Raw genomic sequence first — 21,132 nt, forward strand, 5'->3', positions numbered from 1 at the left:
TGGTCAGTGTCGGGTGGCTACTGTGTGATCAGTAGTCCGCGCTTGAGGACTCCAAGCGGCGTTGCGAGAGTGCTGATGTCCTGCATGGGGTCCGCCGCCGTGACGATGAGGTCGGCCCACAGGCCGGGCCGGATGCGACCCGCTTGCGCCTCCAACCCGAGCATGTCGGCGGCTTCACACGTTGCAGACTGCAGTGCATGCTGTGCTGCCAGTCCGGCGTCGACATAGCGTTCCAACTCGCGGGCAATGAGATCAAAGGTGACGTGCGCAGGGCCTGCGTCCGTCCCCGCCACGATCGACACGCCGGAGTGGAGGAACTCAGTCACGTTTGTGAACCGCGATTCCAATCGCGCCACCACATTGCGATCCTGCGGGTTGGACAGGACTTGGTGACCCTCCCGCAATTGCCGGGAGACGATGTCCGCTACGACGACGGTCGGCACAATGTGGATCCCGGCATCGGCCGCCCTGTGCAACAGCTCGCGATCGGGCGCACACTGCTCATCCGGCCCCAGCATGGAGGCGTGTTCCAACGAGTGCACGCCCGCCTTGATGCACGCGGCCATCGAGGAACTGGCATGGGCATGGGCTGCAGTCCTCATGCCGTACGAGCCGGCGATGGCCACTGCTTCACGGAGCAGCGTGGGGTCGAATTCAAAGACGCTCGGACTGGTTCCGGGAGTAAAGCCGCCGCCGCTGGCCATGACCTTGATCCACGTGGCGCCGGCCGCGTGCTGTTCGGCGATGATGGTCTCGATGTCCTCACGGGTTCGTACCTCTGCGCCCATGTCGTGACCGTGCCCGCCCACTCGGCAGATTGGCGCACCGCAATGAACCACCGTGGCGACGTCCGACACCATACCGAGAGCTGCCCTCATGGGGGCCAGCAGGTGCCGGGGTGTCCCACAGTCCCGCACAGTGGTTGTCCCGGCACGAAGCGCAATCCGCGCATTCGCCACAACCTGCGCAATGATCTCTTCATCGCTGCTGCCCTGATAGGTTCCCCTCGGGTCATCGCCACCATCGAAGGCCAGGTGAACATGGGCATCCATCAGCCCGGGAGCCACAAAGCTGCCCTTAAGATCCAGGACGCTGCCCATGCCGGGCTCACTGCCGGCAGGACTAATACGGGAGATTTGCCCTGCCTGGAGCCACACATCGCTCAGGGAACCAGAGGTACCCGACTCGGGATCAACAACACGCGCATTGAGAAGCACGGTGACGTCGTCACCTGTCCGGGCGGCCCGGCTGACGCTGTACGGTACGGGACGGTCCGTCACATCAAAAGTGATGGTCATGTTAGTTGCTCCTTGTGCTTACGTGCATCGAGTAGGTTTCGTCCAGCAACTCCCTGAGCGCGCCAGCGGCGAGGCGTACGTCTTCCATGTCAACGTCGAGATGCGTGACGGCACGAATCGTGGACGGGCCAAAAGCGCCCATCCGGATCCCGCTCTCCTGAAGCAGGCGGTCCACCAGCACCGCAGCCGTGACGGGGAAGTCGACCAGGTCAAAGAGGACAATATTTGTCTGAACTGCCAGTGGGTCGATCGAAATGTGAGGGTGGACGGCAAGCAACTCGGCCAGCAGGCGGGCATTCGCATGATCATCTGCCAGCCTGTCCACGTTATTGCGGAGGGCAAAAGTACCCGCTGCTGCCACAATGCCTGATTGACGCATGGAACCACCCCACCGTTGCTTGAGCCGCCACGCCTCATTGATGAAATCAGCGTCGCCGGCCAGCACCGCTCCCATGGGAGCGCCCAGGCCTTTGCTGAGGTCCAGCCAGACTGAGTCAAACGGGGCACAAAAATCGTGGGCGGATACGCCGGTGGACACCACCGCATTGAGCAGACGGGCGCCATCCATGTGGGTTTTGATCCGATGAGCCCGCGCCACCTTCGTCACTGATGTGATGCCCTCCAGCGACCAGCACGTGCCACCTCCGAGGTTGGATGGCTGTTCAATGGAGAGCACCGCATTCCGGGCCGATGACCTTCCCTCCGGGCCGAGCGCCGCTTCAAGCTGGGCAACAGAGAAGACGCCACGATCTGCCTTGATGGGCCTGTACATAGCTCCGGCCAAGGCGGGAGCCCCGGTTTCCTCATGGCGCAGCGAATGGGCGCTGTCATCAACAAGAATCGCATCGCCGGGCCGGCAGTGCAGTGCATAGGCGATCTGGTTGCACATCGTTCCTGATGGCAGGAAAACCGCTTCCTCCTTGCCCAGAAGCTCCCGCGTCAGGGCAATCAGTTCGTTGGTGGAGGGGTCTTCACCCTTTTGTTCATCCCCAACCTCGGCGTTTGCCACGGCCTGCCGCATGGCCTCCGTTGGCCGGGTAATAGTGTCGCTGAACAGATCGATCCTGATGGGGTAGCTGGACCCGACCGGAATCAATGTTCGGCCTTGGGTGCCGTAGCAGTCCGGGGTTGGAACAACTTGTAGCCGTCCCGTGGAATGCCCACACGTACATGGGAGGAATCCGTGCGCTCGCGGGTTTCGACCACCAGGGCCTGCTCGCCGACGCCCACCGTGTAGCGGAAGTGATGGCCATGATAGGACCGCTCAAGGACGGGTCCGTTGACAGTCATCTCGTAGCCGTCAGAGGACGCATCATCAGGCAACAACGCCAGCGCTTCAGGACGAACGGCAACCACGACGCCGTCGGAAGTAATTGAGGATGGTACGTGGATCGCTTGGTCCAACCCGTCGATCTTGATCGTCAGGATCCCCTTTGAGCGGCCAATGACTGTCCCCTCCAGCAAGTTGCTGGTGCCAACGAAGTCAGCAACGAAGAGATCGGCGGGATCATTGTAGATCTGCTCCGGCGTACCAATTTGGCGCACGGCTCCGGCTGACATGACCGCAATCTTGTCGCTCATTGCCAGTGCTTCGTCTTGATCGTGCGTTACGAAAACCGTGGTGACGCCGATTTTGCGTTGTAACTGAAGCAACCAGTCGCGCGTACGTTCGCGCAGCTTGGCATCAAGATTGGAAAACGGCTCGTCCAGGAGCAGCAGGCGCGGAGGGAATGCCAACGCGCGCGCCAGCGCCACTCGTTGCTGCTGGCCACCGGAGAGCTGATGTGGATAGCGGTCTGCCTGATCGGAAAGGTCAACCAGCTCAAGCACTTCGTCCACACGTCGGCGGAGTGCCTCGGACTTGTAGCGTCGGAGCCGCAGCGGATAGCCCACGTTGTCGCGGACCTTCATGTGCGGCCACACAGCGTAGGACTGGAAAACAACGCCGCAATCACGGCGTTCCGGCGGCAGGAATGCGGAGGAATCATGGTTGAACAAGGTCTGCTCGCCCACAACGATGCTGCCGCCGTCGGGCTTCAGCAGTCCTGCGATGGACCAAAGCGTTGTGGACTTGCCGCAGCCGCTTGGGCCAAGCAACGTCAGGATCTGCCCGTCGGAAGCGGTCACCGACACGTTGTCCAGGACCGTCAGACGGCCAAACTTCTTGGTGAGATTGGTAATGACCAGATCAGGCATGAGGGCGAACTCCAAACAGAATGCGTCCTGCGCCCAGGACAGCTGCGGTGATGACGAGTTGGATGACTCCGAGGGCGGCGACGGTGCCGCCGAGGCCATTTGCTGCAATTTGAAGCATTGCCAGTCCCAAGACCTGGGTTTCGGGGGTTACCAGGAAAACTGCGGCGTCGGCCTCATTGAGCATTGCTACAAACAACAGGACGAATGAGATGCCCATGGCAGGCCTCAGCAGGCTGAGAATGATGGTGCGCATCGCCGTCCACCAATCCGCCCCGGCCGAGCGTGCGGCGCGGTCCAGGTCCGCACCCAGCGCGGCAAGCGATGGATAGAACGCGGCATAGCCCATGGCGAGTGCGCGGACCCCGAAGGCGATTCCGACCGCCCAAAGTGTAGCTCTGAAGGTTCCGGAGCGGTCCAGGATGGCAAACGTCCAGAAGAAGGCCATGCCGGTGATCAAGCCCGGGACGGCCCGGGGATACAGCACGATGTGCTCCAAGGATCCGCGGAACCGAAAGTTGGAACGGTGGGCAACCAATGCGATGACCGCGATGCAAGCGGTGGCAATGGCGGCGCCAACTGTGGCAATCAACAAGCTGTTGCCGATCGCTCCGGTGTAGAGCGGGTTGGTTAAGATCGCTGAGAAGTTGTCCAGTGTCAGAACGCTGAACGGGTTGATTGCCGGCGTCAGAAGGGCGGTGACAGAGGCGAGAACCACCCCGCTGAGCGGCACCAGGGTTGCACAGCCCAGGACAACTCCTATGACAGCGGAGAGCAGCCAGCCGAGGGGGCCCAATTTAACAACGTTCGCCGGTCTGGATGACTTTCCACCGGTGGTGGTAAAGCGGCGAGGTCGCCGGCCAGGCGATTGCGCAGCAACAGCAGCAGAGTGACGGCGAGCAACAACATGACGGCGCCAGCGGGCAGGACTCCTCCACCGGCGTCGGCGCTTCCGGTCCACTGCCTGTACAGGTAGGTGGACATCATGTTGATGTTCTTTGAAGTACCAAGGATGAGGGGGATCCCCAGTGTTTCCAGCGCCAACGCGAAGACCAACAATCCGGAGTTCAGCAATGCCGGGCGCAGCAACGGCAGAGTCACCGAGAGCAAGGCGCGGAGTGGACTGGCGCCAGCGCAGCGTGCGGCTTCCTCGAGTGTCGAATCGCCTGAGGACAGCGTCCCGCGGGCAAAAAGGTAGACCACCGGCGAGCCAAGGACCGTACCCATGACCACCATTCCCGCAACACTGTAGAGGTCAAAGGGAACAGTGAACGGCGAGTACTCTTCAAGCAAATGGGTGGCATATCCGTTCTTTGACCACATCGACTGCCACCCAACGATGAGCACCAGCCCAGGCAGGACCAAGGGCAGGACAATCAAGGCTGAATAGATCCTCCGCAACGGGAGGTCGGTGCGGGCTACCAGCAAGGCCACCGTGGTTCCAACCACAACAGAGCCGAGGGTGGCGAAAAGTGCGAACTGCAGGCTGTTGGCGACAGCGGACCACCAGAGGGGATCAGTCGCCAGTTTTTGGAAGTTGTCCAGGGTGGCGCTGCCGTCGCTCTCGTATAGCGGCGTGGACCAGATTGATGACCAGAGGATCGGCACGATCGGGCCGAGGATCAGCAGGACTGCGAGGATCCAGACACCGTAGTGGATGACTTTCTCCGGCAGCCATGCCCGCTTGAGGTTGCCTGTACCGGGCGGCGGTGACGGGGTTTTGGGGTGGGTAAGTGTGGAGCTGCTCATCGCCCGAATGCTTCTTTCCAGCGATTTTTGAAGGCCGGTGCATCGTTCACCAGGGCCTCATCCCACTTGGCAATGTTGATGTTCTCCGCACCCAACTGCGCAGTTACCTTGGCCAGGTTCACCGGGCAGTCCACCCCGTCCAGGTAGGGTGCGAACCCGCCGGCGCAACCGGCCGTTTGGCCCGCCTTGTCAATCAGGAAATTCACAAACACTTTGGCCGCGTTGGGTGACTTGCCTCCGGTGGTCGCTCCGGCACCGCGGGGCATGAAGGGTGTTCCGTCTGCGAAGAACTTATAGTTCAGCACTTTCGCGGCAGCGCCTGTGATGAGTGGCCGGGTCGCGCCGGACTGGAAATAGGACATGGTGTACTCGCCCTGCAGGAGTTTGTTGTACATGGGCCCTGCACTGGCTTCGACCTTGGTGTTTTGTCCGAGTTGCTCCAGGACTTTCCATCCGGCCTCTCCCGCCTTGGCTATGTAGGCGTGATTAACCGTGTAGCCAAACTCCGTAGTGCCGTCATACGTGACGATCTTCCCTGTGAGTTTAGGGTCACTGGACATCTTGGCGAGTGCTTCAAGGGAATCGGGTTGTTCCGATTCTGGCAGGAGGGTGGTGTTAATCAGTGCCATGACCGGGTTCAGTTCCATTGCGAAGACCCCGGGGGCGAGTTTCGCGAAGGCCGGCAGCGGCGCGGCGGCGGGTGGTGTGAAGTCCTGGATGTCACCACGCTTCACCAGATCCAGGAAGTTCGCGCCTTGGAGGCTGACGATGACGTCCGCGGTCTTTCCGCCAGTGGCCTTCTCGTTGAGGTACCGCTGGAAGCTTTCGGTTCCACCCAGGCTTATGTAGCTGGTCTTGATATCCGGATACTGGTTTTGGAAAGCAGTCAGGACCGGCTTCATGGACGCCTCATTCGCCTCGCCGTAAACCAGCAGCGAGCCTTCCTTGACGGCGGCGTCGAGGATTGCCGGATCCATCGCTGCTGCCGTCGGAATGTCCGTCTTAACGGCGTAGGCATTGGGGGCGTCATTCCCGGTGCTGCAGCCAGTCAGGGCTGCGAAGCTGCAAAGTGCAGCAACAGCGACTATTGCACGTCGTTTCATGTGGGACTCCTTTGTCACGGGACGGTGCATTGGTAGGGACGGTGCTCTGGGTTACGGGAAGTGTTTCTCTGGGCCCAGCGCCGATTTTCTCTGGGTCTAACACACAGTTGGCGTCCCGTAAGTGAATACGCATCGGCCGCCGGGATGCTCCGGCCGGTGCTCGCATTTGCGGGAACCATCACGTTTCCCGCTAGGGTGAGGCACTGCTATCTTGCGGCAACTGGCTTATGGGTAAGTGAAGCGCAGTGTTTCGCAGGTTGTTCTTAAACTCTGGCACGCCGCGGGCTATTGCGCAATAAGTGAATCTGACTAATCTTAAGAACATGAATAAGTCCTCCACCGCCCCGGAGCGCGGCACCAGGCCGAGGAACCGGCGCGCGCTCATACTTGCTGCGGCGGGTGACCTCTTCGCGCAGAAGGGATACGCGCAAGTCAGCATGACCGATGTGGCTAAAGCCATGGCGGTTCAGCCATCCGCCCTCTACCGACATTTCCCGAGCAAGGGCGAGCTGCTTCGCGAGGCAGTGGTGGCCAGCCTCCAGCCCTTTTTGGATAGCATTACCCAGACTCCCGACGGCGACCTCGAACAGTTGATCACGGCTCTGGGTCGGGCACTTCTGGAGCACCGGGAAAACGGCGTGCTGTGGGAGCGTGAATCCCGCCATCTCCCGCCTGCCATCCGCTTCGATATTGCCAGCGGCATCAAGTTCGCCATCAGCAGCAAACTGCAGTCCGGCAGCGATGCAGTGCCCACTTCCGAGGCCGACCTGAGGGCTTGGGCCATGTTTGCTGTGATGATCAGCGTTTCGTTGAACCCTAACCGGCTCTCGCGGGTGGATGAAGAATTCGAGTTGGCCACGCTCGCCCGCACAGTACTCGTCATGCCCTTGCCCCCGATTGAAGCGTCCGGGAATCACCGGCGCGCGTCGATTGCCATGCCCCGAAGCCGCCGTGAGGCACTGCTGGCTGCCTCAATCCGACAGTTCGCCGCGTTTGGGTTTGAAGCCGTGAGTCTTGACGACATCGGCGCCGAAATTGGAGTCGCAGGTCCCAGCATTTACCGCCACTTCGACAGCAAGGCGGAAATGCTTGCCGCAGCACTGCATCGTGCCAAAGAAGTGCGGTGGATGGACATGTGGCGGGCTCTCTCCGAAGCCGCTGACGCAGCTGAGGCACTCCAGCGCACCGTTTCCTCGTACATTTCGTTCTCGTTGGGCAGCCCGGAATTCCTGCAATTGGCCGTGTCCGAACGTCCGCACCTTCCCGAACGGGACTTGCAGAACTTGATGGAGGCGCAGGGCGACTACGTCACCGATCTGGCCTCGCTGGTGGAGGACGTTTACCCGGGAGCAGATCAAGAGGTGGTCAGGACGAGGGTGAAAGCGGCCCTGCACGTGATCAGCAGCGTTGTCCGCACTCCATTCCTTCGGGACATCCGAGGCATCCAGGAAATTCTCGAACACATTGCAAGGGGCCTGATGGCACCCACAGCCGCATCGATCCATCAAAAATGAGATCTTGCGCACAAAGCATCTCAGTAATAAGATAATTACTACTGAAGTAATCTGCATCACTTCAAAGCTCATTCTGAGACAGGTGCCTTAGGCAGCCCTGATCACCACGGTCCACGCACAGCGGGGCCGAATGTTCGCAAAATTACCTGGAGGCACAATATGAGTGCAGTGGTCGCACAACCATCGGGCGCGAGTTCTCCGAGGAAGGTCGCATTCGCGAGCCTCATCGGCACGACTATCGAGTGGTACGACTTCTTTATCTACAGCACCGCGGCGGTGCTCGTTTTCAACCAGCTCTTCTTCCCTGGCTTCGACCCTACAACCGGGACCCTGCTTGCGTTCTCTACTTTCGCGGCCGGTTTCGTCGCCCGTCCTATTGGGGCCATCGTCTTCGGTCACTTCGGTGACAGGGCGGGCCGAAAGCCAATGATGGTCCTCACCATCCTGATCATGGGCATCGCCACGGTAGCGATTGGACTGTTGCCCACATATGACGCGATAGGCGTGTTCGCCCCCGTTCTACTGGTGGTGCTGCGGCTGACTCAAGGGTTCGCACTCGGCGGCGAGTGGGGTGGCGCCGTGCTGATGGCTACCGAACATTCACCCAAGGGTCGGCGGGGCTATTTCGGTAGCTGGCCGCAGGCAGGCGTTGCAGTCGGGCTGATCCTGGCCATGACGTTGTACATACCCCTGGAGTCGATGTCCGAAGACCTGTTCATGGCCTGGGGGTGGCGGGTTCCGTTCCTCCTCAGTGCCGTACTGGTTATCACTGGCCTGGTTATTCGCATGAAGGTCGCGGAGAGTCCGGAGTTTAATCGAGTCAAGGCTGACCACGGCGTTGTGCGTCTACCTGTAGTCGAAGTACTCCGGACACACCCCAAACAAGTGTTCCTTGTGGCTGGCGCCAGCCTGGCACCGGGAATCTTCTTCTACCTGATCACCGTGTACAACTTTGTCTACGCGGGGAAGTCAGGCGAGCTGGATTCGACGTCGATGTTGGTCCTGGTGATCGTAACTTCTGCTATTGGCTTCGTGGTTACGCCGCTCGCAGGTGCTCTCTCGGACAAATTCGGCGGCCAACGGGTGTACCTGTGGGGTCTTGCGCTCATCGTCATCGTTGCCTTCCCGCTGTATTTTGCGCTGGACGGGGGCACCTATGGCCTCATCGCCGTGTGCTACTTTGCGGCAACGGTAGCCGTATACATCCCATGGGCTCTGACGCCGGCATACTTCTCCACCGCCTTTGACGCAAAGGTGCGTTATAGCGGACTGTCCTTGGCTACTACGCTCGGCAATCTCTTCGGCAGCGCCATTGCACCCCTTATTGCCGGTGCGTTGTTTGCTGCGACAAATGCGTCTGTCTCAACATCGCTTTACGTCTTCGTCGCCGGAACCGTGTCAATCATTTGCGCTCTTTCGCTTGGACGGGTCATCCAAAACAAGGCATCGCGAGCCCGCGAAGCCAGCGCTGCGACGGGCATTGATGAAGTCGCCACACCCACGTACTCGGAGTGAGTTGACACAAGCATTCCCCAACAGGAACAGCTCGTCTGGATCAGTCACCGATGACAGAGACGGGCGCAGTATTACACGCCAACAAAGGAAGGAACTACCATGAGCGGCAACGATCAACAGTTCAAGACATTTACTCTGGAACAAGCAACACCCACCATTGGGGCGTATATCCATGGACTGGACCTACGAGAAGAGATCACCCCCGAATGCCGGGAGGAACTACGGGAAGCTTTCCTGGAGTACCAAGTACTGTTTCTCCGCGATCAGCACATTACGCCGGATGATCAGATCAAATTCGCCAAGGTGTTTGGCGACCCCCAGGAAGTAAGTGCGTTTTTCCCCTCGCTCCCCGAATATCCGCACATTGAGGTGCTGGAGTCACGTGGCCGGGCTGCTGGGACCGACGTCTGGCACTCTGACTTGACCTGGCAGGCAACGCCGAATTCGGCTACTTGCCTCCACGCCCAGCAAATACCCCCGTGCGGCGGCGACACGCTCTGGGCGAGTATGACCGCCGCATATGACGCCCTGCCGGAGAACGTGAAAAGCGTCATTGACGGTCTGGAGGGAGTGCACGACTGGGAAAAGGAACTGACCGGCGTTGTCCGTCAGGGTCCCGATGGTGAGGCGCGCTACGAGGAGACCCGCCGTAAATATCCACCCATGACCCACCCTGTAGTGCGTAAGCATCCCGAAACCGGCCGCAAGCTCGTGTACGTCAACGCGTTGTTCACCACCCGGCTCACGGGCATTTCCACCCAGTTGGGGGACGCGCTGAGGAACATGCTCACCGATCTCGCCAGAACGCCGGAATACCAGGTTCGTTTCCGTTGGGAGCCGAACTCCCTGGTGATCTGGGACAACCGATCGACCCAACATTACGCGGTGGGGGACTACCACCCGCACTACAGGCTGATGCACCGGGTCACGCTGAAGGGCGATCGCCCGGCGTAAGGGTTGTTGGAGCCTTGCCGGGTGGCCCTTGTGTGTGGGCCGCCCGGCCCAGGTGATATGGAACTCACGTTTTGTCCGGCGAAGGTGCCGTGACAAAAGCCGGGCCAAAGCGAAAGAAGGCTGACCAATGCGAGGCCAGAAACTAGGGGCGGGGCTGATAGCCCAGAGCCAGTCCGCCCTTCCACCATTTATTTTGCATCGGCCTGCTTCGCTGGGAGAGGCTGTAGCTCTTACCCGGCACCATCCAAAAGCTGTGATTGCGGCGGGTTGTTCAGATCTGGTGGCGCAATTTCGCGAAGGGTTGGAGCCGGAGGTTCTGATTTCCGTGCAGCGAATCAAGGAATTGCGTGAAGTATCCAATGAGGCCGGGATTCTGCGCATTGGCTCCTTGGTTAGCCACACTGAAGGCAGCAGAAGCCCGGAAATCCTGTCATCGGTCCCGGCCCTCGCTGCAGCCTGGGGATCAATTGCCACAGTTCGAATCCGCTATCGCGGCACCCTCGGAGGCAATCTCCTTGCCCGTAGATATCGATACGAAATGCCTGTCATTCTGTCGGCACTCGGTGCACAGATGCAGTTTGAAGGTGGAGACATTGCAGTCCTGCCAGTTTCATCGCTCTGGGATCGGGACTCGCTGTGGGATCGCACCCTTGGGAACGCAGGTATTCTGACCGCCGTCACCGTCGACACTGCCTCGCTGCTGTGGTTCGGTTACGAGCGGTCGATGCGGCCACTCAGCACCGTGTCCCTCGCGGTGCGAAAGAACACGGTGGCCGGCCTTACGGTCTCGGCCGTCTGTGGCAGTGAATACCGGCAGCCTTTTGTGCTGTCACATACTGCGGAGGCAACTGCCATCACCGAGCTAGACCCGGCCTTTGTGGGCGAAGTTCTGGCGGCTCAGCTTCCGGATGAGGCGGGCGACTACGCGGGGTCCATCGACTACCGACGACACCTGGTGGGCGTTCTCTGCCGCCGTCTTCTTGCCGAAGCAACCGGTAACCAAAGGAAAGGATAGGCAGCCATGAGCCTTGAATCACCGGAATCAAGCCAGGAAACGTTCACCCACAAGGTTGAATTTGAGCTGAACGGAAGCCCGGAACGGCATTGTGTCCCCACGAGTGCTACGGTCTTGGATTTGCTGCGCAACAGCTGCGGCACGCAAGGGGTCCGGGCCTCGTGTGAGCGTAGTGTCTGCGGTGCCTGCACTGTTTTGGTTGATGACCTTCCTGTAGCTGCCTGTTCCACGTTTGCCTTCGACATTGAGGGTGCGCGTGTTGAAACGGTTGAGGGCTTGGCTGCCCAAGACGGCACTTTGAGTGCCCAGCAGCAGGCATTCAGGGAATGTGGCGGCTTCCAATGCGGCTTCTGCACCTCCGGCATGCTGATGTTGACCACAGGGCTGCTGCGGCAAAATCCGCAACCGAACAGGGAAGAGATCCGGGACTGGATAAGTTCGAACACCTGCCGGTGCACGGGCTACGAGATGATCCTGGAATCCGTGGAGCGCGCCGCAGAACTGGCTGGGGCCAAGCAGCAGGATCAGGCATCCGAATGACCGGGATCGTGATTCCTTTCACTCCGCACGATTCGCCCATCGTCGGACGCGACCGCCCACGCCTGGACAGCACCGCCAAGGTCACCGGCCGCGCCCTCTACACAGTGGACATCCAGAAGCCCGGGATGCTTCACGCGAAGGTCCTGCGCAGCCCACACGCGCACGCCCGGATTCTCAGCGTGGATGCTTCGGCCGCCCGCTCCCTGGCAGGAGTCACTGCCGTAGTCACCCGCGAGGAAATCCGTGGGCTGCATTCCTATGGCACCTACGTCAAAGACCAGCCGATCGTTGCCACGGACGCGGTTCGCTACGTCGGCGACGTCGTTGCTGCTGTGGCTGCCGTGGATGAACGCACCGCTTTTGCCGCCTTGGATTTGATTCGGGTTGAGTACGAACCGCTGCCAGCGGTCTTTGATTCAAGAGCAGCAATGGATCCGTCAGCACCTGCCATTTTTCCCGACCAGCCCTTCGCCGCCTATCCGGAGTACGGCGATGGCGCCTCGGGAGCGGCACACACCGCACACAACGTCAGCTACGAATTCCGCTACGAAACGGGAGAGGAGAGCGTCTGGGCCGATTGCGACCACATCTTCGAGGACACCTTTACCTTCTCCCGGATGAACCACATGCACCTGGAGCCGTTTGCCACCGTTGCCGAGGCCACGGCGAATGAAATCGAAGTGTGGACCTCAACCCAGAGCCCTTTCCCAATGCGCAAGGAACTGGCCAGGGTGTTTGGGCTGCCTGAAAACGACATCCGGGTCAACGTCCTGCTCCTGGGCGGAGGATTTGGCGCCAAGAACGGCCCAAAAACGGAGGCGATCGCCATTCGGCTCTCACAGTTGTCGGCTGGGCGACCGGTTCGCTACTGCATGAGCACAGAAGAAGTCTTCCTGACGCTGAGCCAGCATGACGCCATCCTCACGGTTAAATCCGGGCTCAAGGCAGACGGCGAGTTCATGGCGCGTCAGTCCCGTGTGCTGCTCAACGGTGGCGCTTATGCCGATGCCAGTCCCTTGGTGGCGGAGAAAGCCGGGTATCGGATGCCCGGAGCCTACCGCTGGAAACGGATAGATTCGGTCTGCCAAGCGGTGATCACCAACACCGTCCCTGCCGGCGCCTACCGTGGCTTCGGAGCAACCCAGGCCACCTGGGCCAGCGAGCGCCAAGTGGATCTGATCGCCGAGCGGCTGGGTTTCGATCCCCTGGAGCTTCGGCTCAAGAACGCCAAGGATTTGGGCGAGGAGTTCGTTCCAGGAGAAACTCCCATCGATTCGGATCTCAAGCACGGCCTGAACCTGGTGGCGGATGCCATCGGTTATCGCGACCGGCAGCGCTCAGGTAACCGTGGCATGGGGGTTGCCATCGGCATCAAGGATGGTGGTGGCGTCAACAAACCTGCCCAAGCCCGGGTCAAGGTGACCACAAACGGCGATGTCTTCCTGAATTGTGGCCTGGTGGAAATGGGCCAAGGAGGTCATTCGGCGCTGTGCCAAATTGTGGCAGAGACACTGGCCTGCGATCCGGGCCGGGTGAAGTATGCCGCAATTGACACAGACAACACCCCCTTCGACCAAGGCACCAACGCCTCTTCGGGCATCGCGGTCATGGGTCATGCAGTCCTTCAGGCGGCTGAGCGAGTGAAGTGCTCGGTGTTGGACATGGCTGCTGAACACCTGATACTGGACCGCCAATCGATCCGTCTGGACAACTGGCACATCGTTGACGCTGAAGGCACCACCTATGAGCTCCCGCCGTTGATTATGGACAGATTCGGCGGAACAGGTTTCGAGTTCACCGGGGACGGCTACTTTAAGGTCCGTTCCTCCAGCAGCGCACCCCTGGAAGCGCCCTGCATGTTTTGGGAGATCGGTTGGGCAGCTGCGGAAGTGGAGGTGGATCCGGAAACCGGCCGGGTGGAGCTTTTGCAGCTGGTTGTCAGTGGCGACGCCGGCAAGGCGGTGAACAAGCTGGGCTGCCGCGGCCAGGACGAGGGCGCCGCCGTCTTCGGATTGGCCCAGGCACTCTTCGAGGAACTGCGGTACGACGACGGTGAGCTGCTTAATGGCGAGGCGCTCCTCTATCGGGTGCCTTTGGCTGAGGACATTCCCCGGCGCTTTTCCTCCATCACCCAGGAACAGGGCCATGGCGCCGGACCTTTTGGGAGCAAGGGGATGGGCGAGGGCGGCATGCTTCCCATTGCGCCAGCGATTGCCCAGGCCATCGCTGACGCCACCGGGGCACAGCTCACGTCGTTGCCCATGACGCCTGAACGCGTTTACAACGGCATCCTCCATGCGCGTGCGCGCCAAGGCAAGGCTGACAGCAATGCGTGAGGTGATGGGGGCGCTGGAGGCGTCGTTGCTGACCGAACGACGCGTCGCCTTGGCTACGGTGGTCCGCACGGAAGGATCCGCACCACGAACAGTCGGAACGTCCATGCTGGTCACCGAAGACGGATTGCCGGTCGGCTCAGTTTCGGGTGGGTGCGTAGAGGCAAGTGTGATGGAAGCAGCGGCCGGCGTCCTCGCCAGTGGTGTGCCGGAGCTGCACCGTTTTGGCATTTCAGACGACGACGGTTTCGGCATCGGGCTGACCTGCGGCGGCAGCGTTGAGATCTTCATCCAAACCTACGGTCCGGCTTCCTGCCCGGATTTTGCATCACTGCAGAGGGCCTTGGATGAGAATCTGCCCTGCGCCCTGGTCACCATCTTCGGCGGCGCACCTAGCCTGGTGGGTCGCTCCGAACTGGTCATGCAGAATGCGGAAATCGACGAGATGTTTGCAGATATAGTCCTTGCTCCCGATGCACTCCGCGCCGCCGGGGATGCGGTCCAGGAGGCAATAGCCTCCGGAACCACGACGTCGGTCACTCTTCCGGCGGCCACGGGTACTGACAAGCCACTGTCCTTGCTGATCGATGTTTACCGTCCGGCCCGCAGGCTGATCGTCTTCGGGGCGATCGATTTCTCCGCGTCGTTGGCCCAACTGGGGGCTTTCCTTGGTTTTCATGTCACTGTTTGCGATGCGCGCGCTGTCTTCGCGACGGCCAAGCGAATTCCCTCAGCCCATGAGATCGTGATCGATCAACCGGCGCGCTACCTGCAGAAAGAACTCGCTCTGGGAAAGCTTGCCCCTGATGCCGCTATCTGTGTGTTGACGCATGATGCCAAATTCGATGTTCCAGTCCTCGATGTAGCCCTGAGGCACGGTTTCGCGTACATAGGCGCGATGGGGTCACGTCGAACTGCCGCTGACCGCCGGGAGAGGCTAATGGGTTTGGGCCACACCGACCAGTCGCTGGCACCGCTCCGCTCGCCGATCGGCTTGGACCTTTCCGCTTCCACGCCCGCTGAAACGGCGGTTTCCATCATGGCGGAGATTATCGCTGCCAAGAATCAGACCTCTGGTTTGCCCTTGGCGCACACCAGCGAACCGATCCACAAGGGTGTGCTGGAGCGGGCAGGTTACCAGCTGCGCCCAGCCGGCCGGCCGCCGTCGTACTGCGGTTGAAGCAGTCCTCCAAACGCTGGGAGCCTGCAAGCAGCAAATTAACTTTGAACCTAAATATCTTGACAGGAAGTATCTTAGTGCTGATATTCTTTTCCTATGACGTAGTTCACATGAATTCACGGCGTGGGCATGACAGAGAGATGAACGGAAGCTGAAGATGAGTACGGACAGCCTTGTAGGAAACACTTCCCGGCCCAGCCCTGCGGACGCCCAGCTGGACGCCCAGATGGTGGTCGCTCCTGATACGCGGGATGAGATCTACGTGGGCGGCGTCTGGACCCGAGGCAGCGGTGCGCTGATCGAATCGGTCAATCCCGCTACCTCTGAGGTTTTCGCCACCCTCCACGGAGCAACGACGGCGGATGTGGACGCCGCGGTGGCTGCCGGCCTGAAAGCCGTGGAAGAGTCCGGATGGGCAAAGAAGCTCCCCCACGAACGCGCTGCTGTCCTGCACCGCATCAGCTCAGCCATCGAGATCAACGCTGATCGCATTGCCGAACTGCAGACGCTGGACACAGGTAAGACACTCGTGGAAACCAGGGCGCTCGCCATGAGCGCGGCAGCAACCTTCCGGTTCACCGCGTCTGCTCTGGAGACCATGGAGGATGCGCTGACGTCCCCTCGCGGGAACTACCTCAGCATGTCCACCTATGAAGCGATCGGAGTGGTGGGTGCCATCACGCCCTGGAACTCGCCGATTGCCAGCGACGCACAAAAGGTGGCTCCGGCACTTGCCGCAGGGAACGCCGTCGTGGTGAAGCCGCCGGTCTGGGCTCCCTGGGTTTCGCTGCTGTTGGCACGGCTTTGCGAGGAGGCGGGCCTACCTGCAGGTCTGCTCTCTGTACTTCCAGGCCCCGGCCGCGTCGTAGGTGATGCGATCGCGCGACACCCTGACGTAGGCAAGATTTCCTTCACGGGCGGCACTTCCACGGGGCGCCAACTGGGCCATATCGCCGCCGAGAAGATCATGCCCATCACCTTGGAGCTGGGCGGAAAATCGCCCACCATTATTTTTGCTGATGCCGACCTGGACCAGGCCGTGGCGGGCGTGCTTTATGGCATCTTCTCTTCGAGCGGTCAGAGCTGCATTGCCGGCTCGCGCGTGTTCATCCAGCGATCGGTCTATGACGCCGTTGTCGAAAGACTCGTCAAGGGTGCCGAAGCCCTTCGGGTCGGACCAGGAACGGACCCAAGCACCCAGGTAGGGCCGCTGGTGGCCCATGCCCACCGTGACGCCGTCGCCGGGATGGTTGAAGACGCGCGGCTGGCTGGTGCGCAGATCCTCTGCGGTGGCACTGCCCCCAAGGACCCCCGGCTTCAGGCTGGTGCGTTCTACGAGCCCACCATCATTGCTGGCGTGAGCAACTCGGACGTCATTTGCCAGGAGGAAATTTTCGGGCCGGTGGCCGTCGTCCTGCCGTTTGACGATGAAGCCGATCTCATCCTTCAAGCCAACGACAGCGTTTTTGGCTTGGCCTGCGGCATCTGGACAGCTGACTACCGCCTCGCCTGGAGAATTGCGCGAGCCGTTTCGGCTGGCACCGTGTGGGTCAACACCTACAAGCAGTTCAGTATCTCCACCCCGTTCAGCGGGCATAAGGAAAGCGGTCTGGGCACTGAAAAGGGCCGGGACGGCATTCGCTCCTATATGCACCAGAAGAGCATCTACATCGACCTCTCGGGTGCATCCATCCCATGGGCCGGCAACTAGCTGGACCGACCACCACCATCTTGCGTTCGAAAGGTACGTCAATGAATGCTCACCCCTACAGCCCCGCCTTTGTAGCCGGGGGATTCGGCTTTATCTCCGGCGCATTGTCGGTGGATGAAAGTGGAAATGCCGTACCCGGCCGCTCCGAAGCGCTGGTAGCCGCGGCCGCGAGGCTCTCCGAGCGACTGGGATCCGTCGGTATGTCCTTGGCGGACGTCGTAAAAACCACCTACTTCGTCACCGACGTGACGCTGCGGGACGAAGCCAACATGCACTACGAACAGCTGTTCGACTCGCCGCGCCCGGCACGTTCGTTTGTGGAGGTGGCCGCCCTGCCCTATGGAGCCACGGTGGAAATCGAAGCAATCGCGCATCGGAGGAGGTGAATACCCATGAGTGTGGAAATCCAGAACCGTGCGGCGGTGACCCCTGATGTCCCCGAACCGAAGGTGCTGACGCTCAGGGTGCAGCAGAAAACCTGGGAAGCCGACGGCGTCATCCGGATTATGTTTGTTGATCCCGCCGGAGCGGCGCTCCCGCAGTGGCTTCCAGGTGCCCACTTGAGCCTGCACCTGCCCAATGGGCTCACTCGCGAATACTCTTTGTGTTCGGACCCGGAAGACTCGACCAGTTGGACTGTGGCCGTGCTGCGAACCCCTGATTCCCGCGGTGGCAGCAGGCTGATCCATGATGAACTGCCGGTGGGAACGCTTATCAAGGTTGAGGGCCCGCGCAACAACTTCGAGCTTGATCACGCCGAACGGTATGCGTTGGTAGCTGGCGGCATCGGCATCACCCCGATCATTTCCATGGTGCGGCGCTTGGAAGCAGTCGGAGCTGACTGGTCCCTGCTGTATACCGGGCGTTCGCGATCCACCATGGCCTTCCTGTCAGAGATTTCAGACCTGCCCCGGCATAGGATCAGCATCCACGCTGCCGACGAAGCCGACGGCAACTACGCGGATCTGTCGGAGGCAGTCGGCTCGCTCCCGCCTGAAACCTTGGTATATGCCTGCGGCCCTGAGTCTTTGATGCAAGCTGTGGCCGGCGCCATGGCAGACGAATCGCGATTGAGGATTGAGCGGTTCAAAGCGCCGGACATCGTGCCCGGACCGGAACTCGACGAGACAAGTTTCGATGTCATCTGCCACAGCACTGGCCAGCGGATCGCCGTTGGGCCCGATGTTTCAGTTCTGGACGCCCTGAACGACGCCGGCATCAACGTTCCCAGCTCATGTGCAGAGGGCATCTGCGGAACCTGTGAAACGGGGGTTATAGAGGGGGACGTTGAGCACCGTGATTTCCTCCTCTCCCCGGCCGAACGGGCAGAGAACAAATCAATGTTTGTTTGCGTCTCACGTTGCCGGTCCCGCGAACTGATTTTGGATCTCTAGCACGAACACCACTCGACTGAAGGTTGATTCCCATGAACTATTTCTCAGCAGAGCCTGTCTGCAATCTGCGGTCGCTGCGTTCTGTGTCCCTGAAAGTGCCCGATACGCGGCCAGCCAGGGATTTCTACCATGAAGTCTGGGGCCTTTCCACTGTGGAGGAGGACACTGATAAATTTTGGCTCCGCGGAACCGGGTCCGAACATCACATCCTGAGGCTCGAAAGGGGCGAGCAGAATGCCCTGGGCGGGGTCTCCTTCGCCCTGGCCACACCGCAGGACGTTGACCGTGCAGCTACTAAACTCACTGCCTTGGGGATACCGCTTTTCCGTGAGCCCGGTCCTTTGGATGATGCTGCCGGCGGCTACGGTCTTCAGTTGGTGGATCCCGAAGGCAGGCTGGTGGAACTCTCCGCCAATGTCCACGCCGTAGTCAGCCAGGAGCCGGCCGGTCGGCGGGCACTTCCACGCAAGATCGCCCACGTTGTGCTCAACACCGTGGATATTGACCGCGCCACGGCCTTCTATACGCAGGTGCTGGGGATGCGGATTTCGGATTGGTCCGAGCACCAGATGGCCTTCCTGCGGTGTAACAGCGAGCACCATGCCATCGCGTTCAACCAGGCTCCCTGGACCTCGGTCAATCACGTGGCTTACGAGATGCAGAGCATTGATCACTTCATGCGCGGCATCGGCAACCTGAAGCGGCACAACATCGCTCCTCAGTGGGGGCCGGGCCGTCACGGGCCCGGGGACAATACGTTTTCGTATTTCACAGACCCCTCAGGCCTGGTTTGCGAATACACCTCCGAAGTAGCTCAGGTGGACGAGGACAGTTGGCTGTGCCGCACGTGGGAGCGGACACCGGAACTCTCCGACCAATGGGGAACCGCGGGTCCGCCCACGTCCGCGGTCCGAAGCGCCATGGCCGGCGTTCCGGATAGCGGGTACAGGTCCCTGGTGGTCCCTGGACGCGATGATTACTTCTCCATGCTGGAAGCTCCTGCCGCAGAAAAAGCCCATGCGTAGCAGCTCCTTGCCGACCGCCACGGAAACCGCGTCGACTGGCACAGCATCCAGTGATACCGCCCCGACTGACACCGCGTTGACTGGCACCATTGCCGAACGCCGGAAATTTCTCCACGGGGTCTCCCTTGTTATTCGCGGGGAAGGTATCCCGGTCTTCCTCATGCACGGCATCGGGGGAGCCGCATCATCCTGTGGTGCCCTGGCTCAGTTGCTGAGCGCCCACGGATACCAGACGTTTTGCTGGGATGCTCCCGGCTACGGCGAATCGGCAGCACCACCGGAAGGTTTGGATCATCCTGCTTTAGTGCTGGACATCCTGGCCACACTGAATGTGGGCCCCGCCCACCTGATCGGCACATCATGGGGAGGCGTCATTGCCACCCGGGTTGCCGCTCAAGCACCGGAGGCAGTGCGGTCCATTGTGCTGGCGGACAGCACCCGGGGTTCGGGAATTACCAAGACAGCGGCGCAACGCATGCTGGCCCGCGTTCCGGAACTGGCCGCCGTCGGGCCCGAAATACTCGCGGCCCGACGGTCGGCAAGACTTGTCTCCCCGTCCGCCCCGGCCTGGGTGGCCGAAGCTGTTCGCGCGGACATGGCCGCCGTCCGCTTGTCCGGCTTTTCGTCGGCCGCCACCATGATGGCGCAGTGCGACACCACGGAACTGCTGCCTCGGCTGCGGATCCCGGCACTGGTCTTGGTGGGCCAGGACGACGTGATCACTGGCGTCGCGGAATCCAAGGTCTTGGCCGAGAACATTCCCGGTGCCACGCTGGGCATCATTCCCGGTGCAGGGCACGCCGCAGTGCAGGAAAAGCCGATGGAGATGTCCGCTGCCATCCTCGCTTTCTGGGAGGGCATCCAGTGACGCGCCTCGTAGTGGTTACTGGATCCGGGCGGGGACTTGGCTTCGACATCGCGGATCGATTGGCAAGCAGCGGAGACCGAATAGTCATTGCCGAGAAGAACGCAGACCTCGCTGAGCATGCTGCCGCAACACTCCGCGGACGGGGCCTTGACGCGACGGCGATCATCACTGACATCGCTGACAAAACCTCGGTTGCGGATCTGGCCGCGGCGGTCCAGCAGCTGGGCGGCGCTGATGCACTGGTCAACAACGCGGCATTGGCCGACGGCGTAGGCGGCGACGCCTTTTGGGAACTGGAAGAAGAGTTCTTCCAAAGGGTGATGACTATCAATGCCTACGGGACCTGGCTGGTCAGCAAACACCTTTACGCCCAGCTGGCCCAAAGCAAGGCTGGCTCCATTGTCAACATCGCATCAGACGCAGCGCTCTACGGCTCTCCACGGCTGGTCCACTATGTCGGATCAAAGGGGGCTGTCCTGGCGATGACCCGAACAATGGCCCGCGACGCGGGACCAGCCGGAGTCCGCGTCAACGCCGTCGCCCCGGGGCTGACCCGGGTGGAGGCCACCGAGTCAGTGCCGGCCTCCCGTTACCGTCTCTACGAAGAGAACCGCGTGCTGCCCAGGGACCAACAACCCAAGGACGTATCCGGCGTCGTCCAGTTCCTGCTGTCCGATGCTGCAGGCTTCATCACTGGCCAGACGATCGTGGTGGACGGCGGCTTCGTCATGAGCCACTGA

The 21,132-nt window shown here is 60.9% G+C and carries 19 protein-coding genes; 13 read left to right on the forward strand and 6 right to left on the reverse strand.

The annotated features are described in order from the left end of the window. Positions 1–17: 17 nt before the first annotated feature. Genes AC1DD5_RS00840 through AC1DD5_RS00865 form a run of 6 tightly spaced genes read right to left on the reverse strand, consistent with a single transcriptional unit; the run spans position 18 to position 6,343 of the window. A complete protein-coding gene (locus AC1DD5_RS00840; RefSeq protein ID WP_477519352.1) occupies positions 18–1,298 on the reverse strand; it encodes an amidohydrolase family protein in 1,281 nt (426 codons plus the stop codon). Between the two features lies 1 nt (position 1,299). Further along, a complete protein-coding gene (locus AC1DD5_RS00845; RefSeq protein ID WP_477519353.1) occupies positions 1,300–2,394 on the reverse strand; it encodes a threonine aldolase family protein in 1,095 nt (364 codons plus the stop codon). After that, positions 2,391–3,494 carry an ABC transporter ATP-binding protein gene (locus tag AC1DD5_RS00850; RefSeq protein WP_477519354.1) on the reverse strand — a complete coding sequence of 368 codons (1,104 nt, stop codon included), beginning with the start codon at positions 3,492–3,494 and terminating at the stop codon, positions 2,391–2,393. The genes AC1DD5_RS00845 and AC1DD5_RS00850 overlap by 4 nt, the downstream gene beginning before the upstream one ends. Beyond that, the gene (locus AC1DD5_RS00855; protein ID WP_477520405.1) at positions 3,487–4,287 is read right to left on the reverse strand and encodes an ABC transporter permease; all 801 of its coding nucleotides are present in this window, start codon (positions 4,285–4,287) and stop codon (positions 3,487–3,489) included. The genes AC1DD5_RS00850 and AC1DD5_RS00855 overlap by 8 nt, the downstream gene beginning before the upstream one ends. Further along, positions 4,251–5,240 (reverse strand): ABC transporter permease, encoded by a 990-nt coding sequence (locus AC1DD5_RS00860; RefSeq protein WP_477520406.1) that lies wholly within the window; start codon positions 5,238–5,240, stop codon positions 4,251–4,253. Before AC1DD5_RS00860 ends, AC1DD5_RS00855 begins: the two co-directional genes overlap by 37 nt. Next, positions 5,237–6,343 carry an ABC transporter substrate-binding protein gene (locus AC1DD5_RS00865; protein ID WP_477514853.1) on the reverse strand — a complete coding sequence of 369 codons (1,107 nt, stop codon included), beginning with the start codon at positions 6,341–6,343 and terminating at the stop codon, positions 5,237–5,239. The genes AC1DD5_RS00860 and AC1DD5_RS00865 overlap by 4 nt, the downstream gene beginning before the upstream one ends. Before the next feature lie 323 nt (positions 6,344–6,666). Between AC1DD5_RS00865 and AC1DD5_RS00870 the strand changes: the two genes are divergently transcribed. The 13 genes from AC1DD5_RS00870 (at position 6,667) to AC1DD5_RS00930 (ending at position 21,132) form a co-directional block, all read left to right on the forward strand. Continuing rightward, a complete protein-coding gene (locus tag AC1DD5_RS00870; protein ID WP_477520407.1) occupies positions 6,667–7,857 on the forward strand; it encodes a TetR/AcrR family transcriptional regulator in 1,191 nt (396 codons plus the stop codon). 159 nt (positions 7,858–8,016) lie between these two features. Then, positions 8,017–9,372, forward strand: coding sequence for an MFS transporter (locus AC1DD5_RS00875; protein ID WP_477519357.1), 1,356 nt, complete (start codon positions 8,017–8,019; stop codon positions 9,370–9,372). Between the two features lie 99 nt (positions 9,373–9,471). Continuing rightward, positions 9,472–10,326, forward strand: a complete 855-nt coding sequence (locus AC1DD5_RS00880; RefSeq protein WP_442016645.1) for a TauD/TfdA dioxygenase family protein — start codon at positions 9,472–9,474, stop codon at positions 10,324–10,326. Positions 10,327–10,453: 127 nt separating this feature from the next. Then, a complete protein-coding gene (locus tag AC1DD5_RS00885) occupies positions 10,454–11,341 on the forward strand; it encodes an FAD binding domain-containing protein (RefSeq protein ID WP_477519358.1) in 888 nt (295 codons plus the stop codon). A 6-nt stretch (positions 11,342–11,347) separates the two neighbouring features. Continuing rightward, complete coding sequence (locus AC1DD5_RS00890; protein WP_442016643.1) at positions 11,348–11,881, forward strand: (2Fe-2S)-binding protein; 534 nt, start codon at positions 11,348–11,350, stop codon at positions 11,879–11,881. After that, entirely contained in the window at positions 11,878–14,217 is a 2,340-nt protein-coding gene (locus AC1DD5_RS00895; protein ID WP_477519359.1) for a xanthine dehydrogenase family protein molybdopterin-binding subunit, read from the forward strand. Before AC1DD5_RS00890 ends, AC1DD5_RS00895 begins: the two co-directional genes overlap by 4 nt. Continuing rightward, positions 14,210–15,394 (forward strand): XdhC family protein, encoded by a 1,185-nt coding sequence (locus tag AC1DD5_RS00900; protein ID WP_477519360.1) that lies wholly within the window; start codon positions 14,210–14,212, stop codon positions 15,392–15,394. The genes AC1DD5_RS00895 and AC1DD5_RS00900 overlap by 8 nt, the downstream gene beginning before the upstream one ends. Before the next feature lie 157 nt (positions 15,395–15,551). Then, positions 15,552–17,105 carry an aldehyde dehydrogenase gene (locus AC1DD5_RS00905; RefSeq protein ID WP_477519361.1) on the forward strand — a complete coding sequence of 518 codons (1,554 nt, stop codon included), beginning with the start codon at positions 15,552–15,554 and terminating at the stop codon, positions 17,103–17,105. A gap of 41 nt (positions 17,106–17,146) precedes the next feature. Then, the gene (locus AC1DD5_RS00910) at positions 17,147–17,491 is read left to right on the forward strand and encodes a RidA family protein (protein ID WP_477519362.1); all 345 of its coding nucleotides are present in this window, start codon (positions 17,147–17,149) and stop codon (positions 17,489–17,491) included. Between the two features lie 6 nt (positions 17,492–17,497). Further along, positions 17,498–18,499, forward strand: a complete 1,002-nt coding sequence (locus AC1DD5_RS00915) for a PDR/VanB family oxidoreductase (protein ID WP_477519363.1) — start codon at positions 17,498–17,500, stop codon at positions 18,497–18,499. Positions 18,500–18,531: 32 nt separating this feature from the next. After that, positions 18,532–19,524: a VOC family protein gene (locus AC1DD5_RS00920; RefSeq protein WP_431116277.1), complete on the forward strand. Its 993-nt coding sequence runs from the start codon at positions 18,532–18,534 to the stop codon at positions 19,522–19,524. Further along, positions 19,517–20,392 (forward strand): alpha/beta fold hydrolase, encoded by an 876-nt coding sequence (locus AC1DD5_RS00925; protein WP_477519364.1) that lies wholly within the window; start codon positions 19,517–19,519, stop codon positions 20,390–20,392. Before AC1DD5_RS00920 ends, AC1DD5_RS00925 begins: the two co-directional genes overlap by 8 nt. Then, complete coding sequence (locus AC1DD5_RS00930; protein ID WP_477519365.1) at positions 20,389–21,132, forward strand: SDR family oxidoreductase; 744 nt, start codon at positions 20,389–20,391, stop codon at positions 21,130–21,132. Before AC1DD5_RS00925 ends, AC1DD5_RS00930 begins: the two co-directional genes overlap by 4 nt.

The sequence above is a fragment of the Paenarthrobacter sp. 10L420 genome, from assembly GCF_056395385.1.